5 protein-coding genes are annotated in these 3,775 nt (G+C 70.5%); 2 read left to right on the top strand and 3 right to left on the bottom strand.

Going from position 1 to position 3,775, the window contains the following annotated elements:
* From D180_RS11565 to nudE, 3 genes are all read right to left on the bottom strand, one after another.
* On the bottom strand, nt 1-345 hold a 345-nt coding region (locus D180_RS11565), incomplete at its 3' end, for a MazG family protein (protein ID WP_017912918.1).
* A 129-nt stretch (nt 346-474) separates the two neighbouring features.
* Nucleotides 475-1,275, bottom strand: a complete 801-nt coding sequence (gene cysQ / locus D180_RS11560) for a 3'(2'),5'-bisphosphate nucleotidase CysQ (protein WP_017912917.1) — start codon at nt 1,273-1,275, stop codon at nt 475-477.
* The gene (nudE, locus tag D180_RS11555) at nt 1,272-1,826 is read right to left on the bottom strand and encodes an ADP compounds hydrolase NudE (RefSeq protein ID WP_026143746.1); all 555 of its coding nucleotides are present in this window, start codon (nt 1,824-1,826) and stop codon (nt 1,272-1,274) included. The genes cysQ and nudE overlap by 4 nt, the downstream gene beginning before the upstream one ends.
* Before the next feature lie 74 nt (nt 1,827-1,900).
* Between nudE and bioA the strand changes: the two genes are divergently transcribed.
* Together bioA and D180_RS11545 are read left to right on the top strand one after the other, a co-directional pair.
* Nucleotides 1,901-3,292, top strand: a complete 1,392-nt coding sequence (gene bioA, locus D180_RS11550; protein WP_043090852.1) for an adenosylmethionine--8-amino-7-oxononanoate transaminase — start codon at nt 1,901-1,903, stop codon at nt 3,290-3,292.
* Nucleotides 3,283-3,775: 16S rRNA (uracil(1498)-N(3))-methyltransferase (locus D180_RS11545; protein ID WP_017912914.1), on the top strand; the 493-nt coding region annotated here is incomplete at its 3' end. The genes bioA and D180_RS11545, both read left to right, overlap by 10 nt.

The following is a 3,775-nucleotide window of genomic DNA, read 5'->3' as shown; positions in this document are numbered from 1 at the left end:
GGCGGCGCGCTCGGCGCGTTTGATCTCTTCCCACTTCAGCGTCTGCTGTTCGGCATCGGCCACCTGACTGTCGCCGAACACGTGCGGGTGGCGGCGCACCATCTTGTCGCAGATCGCCGCGACCACGTCGTCGAAGCCGAACGCGCCCTGCTCGCGCGCCATCTGCGCATGGAACACCACCTGCAGCAGCAGATCGCCGAGTTCGTCCTTCAGCCCGGCCAGGTCCTGGCGGTCGATCGCGTCGGCCACTTCGTAGGCCTCCTCGATCGTGTACGCGGCGATGCTGGCGAAGTCCTGCTCCAGGTCCCAGGGGCAGCCCTGCGCGGGATCGCGCAGGCGCGCCATGATGTCGAGCAGGGCAGGAAGGTCGTAGCGGGCTGGAGTCACGGGCGGGTTCCGGTGCGACGGCACCGCTGCCGCCTGCCGCCTAGTGTGGCAGAGCGCGCGCCGTGCGGCGCGCGCTCGTGGCGCGGCTCAGCCCAGCCAGTCGCGCCAGGGCAGCGCCGCATCGCCCAGCGCCACGAAGTCGCCGTTGAGCAGCGATTCGCGGCGGTTGTAGCGGAACGGCTTGCCGGTCGCGGCGGCCAGCAGCGCGCCGCCAGCGGCCTGCAGCACGCACTGCCCGGCGGCGGTGTCCCATTCGGAGGTCGGCCCGAAGCGCGGATACACGTCCAGGTCGCCATCGGCGATGCGGCAGAACTTCAGCGACGAACCCTGCGCGACCAGTTCGATCTCGCCCATGCGCTGCAGCAGCGCGTCGGTACGCGCGTCGCGGTGCGAGCGGCTCGCCGCCACCCGCAGCGGCGCGGTGGCCGGCCGCCGGGTGTTCAACGCGGTGTCGCGGAAGCCCTCGCGGCGATATGCCTGCTCGCCACGCACCGCATGCCAGACGCGGCCATCGACCGGCGCCTGGACCACGCCGAACACCGGCGCGCCCTGGTGGATCAGCGCGATGTTGACGCTGAACTCGCCGTTGCGCTTGACGAACTCGCGGGTGCCGTCGAGCGGGTCGACCAGCCAATAGGTGGTCCAGTGCTCGCGCACCTCCCACGGAATCTGCGCCGATTCCTCGGACAGCACCGGCAGGTCCGGGGTCAGACGCTCCAGGCCTTCGACGATGATCTGGTGCGCGGCCAGGTCGGCCTGGGTCAACGGGCTGGTATCGGCCTTGTGTTCCACCTCGAAGCCGGTGGCATAGACGGACATGATGGCCGCGGCGGCATCGATGGCGATGGCGATCACGGTTTCGCGCAAATCACTGGTGAGACGGATCATTCGGCGCGACCCAGCCACTCGCGGGCGATGAACAGCGCCGCCAGCGAACGCCCCTCGGAAAAATCTTCACGCAACATCAGTTGATCCAGTTCAGCCAGTTTCCAGGGCACCACTTCCAATTCCTCCGGCTCGTCGCCGGTCAGTCGTTCGGGATAGAGATCTTGTGCAAGCACCAGCCACGACTGGTGGCTCATGTAGGTCGGCGCCAGGGTCATCGCGCGCAGCACGCGCAACTGCCGCGCACCGTAGCCGGCCTCCTCCTTGAGTTCGCGGTCGGCTGCCTGCAGCGGGGTCTCGCCGGCGTCGATGCGGCCCTTGACCAGGCCCAGTTCGTAGCGATGCACGCCGGCGGCGTATTCGCGCACCAGCAGTACGGTCTGCGCATCCAGCATCGGCACCACCACCACCGCGCCATGGCCCGGCGCCTTCAGCCGGTGGAACACGCGGCGCTCGCCGTTGCTGAACTCCAGGTCCAGCTCCTCGACCCGGCGCTCGGCGGCCGATTCGCTGCGCTCGCGCACGGCATGGATGACCGGCAATCGACGGGTCACGCCGGCACCCTGCGGCGCCGGACGGCGTCGATCGATAGAATGCGCGGAGCGAAGAACCTGTTCATGAGCGCGAAATGCTATCAGACCTGACCGCAGCACAGATGGCCGAGGCGTGGCGCACGCGTGATCTGGCCGTGCTCTGGCACCCGTGCACGCAGATGCGCGAGCACCCCGACACCCTGCCCCTGGTCCCGATCGCCCGTGGCGAAGGCGCCTGGCTGATCGACCACAGCGGCCGCCGCTACCTGGATGCGGTGAGCAGTTGGTGGACCAACCTGTTCGGCCACGGCGAGCCGCGCATCGCCGCGGCCATCGCCGCCCAGGCCTCCCAGCTGGAGCAGGTGATGCTGGCCGGCTTCAGCCACGAACCGGCGGTGCTGCTGGCCGAGCAGTTGCTGGCGCTGGCGCCGCGCCAGGAAGGGCGCGCGCCGCTGGCCAAGGTGTTCTATGCCGACAACGGCTCGGCCGGCGTGGAAGTGGCGCTGAAGATGGCCTTCCACTATTTCCAGAACCGCGGCGAACCGGGGCGCACCCGCTTCGTCGCACTGGAGAACGGCTATCACGGCGAGACCATCGGCGCACTGGCGGTCGGCGATATCCCGCTGTACCGGCGGGTGTACGCGCCCCTGCTGGCCGAGGCGCTGTTCGCGCCCTCGCCCGACGCGTACCAGGCAGAACCGGGACAGAGCGCGCGCGAACGCGCCGATGTCGCCGCCGATGCGCTGGCCGACCTGTTCGACCGCCATCCCGGCGAGATCTGCGCGGTGATCCTGGAACCGCGCCTGCAGTGCGCCGGCGGCATGCGCATGCACGATCCGGCCTATCTGCGGCGCGCGCGCGAACTGTGCGACGCCAACGGCGCCTTCCTGATCGCCGACGAGATCGCCACCGGCTTCGGCCGCACCGGCACCCTGTTCGCCTGCGAGCAGGCCGGGGTGATGCCGGACCTGCTGTGCCTGTCCAAAGGCCTGACCGGCGGCTTCCTGCCGCTGTCGGCGGTGCTGGCCACCCAGCATCTGTACGACGCCTTCCTCGACGACAGCCGCGAGCGCGCCTTCCTGCATTCGCACAGCTACACCGGCAACCCGCTGGCCTGCGCCGCGGCGCTGGCGTCGCTGCGGGTCCTGCAGGAGGACGACGTGATCGCGCGCAACCGCAGCACCGCCGAGACCATGCGCGCGCTGTCGGCGCCGTTCGCCGAGCATCCGCACGTGGCCGACGTGCGCCAGGCCGGCATGGTGGTGGCGTTCGAACTCACCCGCAACGGCGACAAGCGCACGCCCTTCCCGGCGTCCGCACGCGTCGGCCTGCACGCCTACCGTGCCGCGCTGCAACGCGGTGTGGTGCTGCGCCCGCTGGGCGACGTGCTGTACTGGATGCCGCCGTACTGCGTGGACGCCGAGCAGTTGACGCTGCTGGCCGAGACCACGCTGGCGGCGATCGACGAGGCGGTGGCATGCGCCTGACCCGCTGCCATGTGCAGCTGCCGCTGCACGCCGGCGCAGAGTTGAGCCTGCCGGAAGACGTCGCCAACCACCTGCTGCGCGTGCTGCGGCTGCGCGAGGGCGATCCTTGCGTGCTGTTCAACGGCGACGGCTGCGATTACCCCGCCGAACTGCTGCAGGCCGGCAAGCGCAACGCCAGCGTGCGCATCGGCGCGGCGCAGCCGGTCGACAACGAGTCGCCACTGGCGATCACCCTGCTGCAGGGCGTGGCGCGCGGCGAGAAGATGGACCTGATCCTGCAGAAGGCCACCGAGCTCGGCGTCGCCGCGATCGTGCCGGTGTGGGCCGAGCGCACCGAAGTGAAGCTGGATGCGGCGCGGGTGGACAAGCGCGTGGCGCACTGGCGCAGCGTGGTGATCTCGGCCTGCGAACAGTCCGGCCGCGCGCGCGTGCCGCAGCTGAGCGCGCCGCTGGCGCTGGCCGATGCGGCGCGCGCCGCGGCGG

This window comes from Xanthomonas sp. SHU 166, assembly GCF_000364685.1.
Lineage (GTDB): Bacteria > Pseudomonadota > Gammaproteobacteria > Xanthomonadales > Xanthomonadaceae > Xanthomonas_A > Xanthomonas_A sontii.
This window is presented reverse-complemented; position numbering and strand designations above follow the sequence as displayed.

Excerpts from the sequence above, each read along its gene's own strand:
- bioA (WP_043090852.1), top strand. The coding sequence starts at position 1,901 with ATGCTATCAGACCTGACCGCAGCACAGATGGCCGAGGCGTGGCGCACG.
- cysQ (WP_017912917.1), bottom strand. The coding sequence starts at position 1,275 with ATGATCCGTCTCACCAGTGATTTGCGCGAAACCGTGATCGCCATCGCC.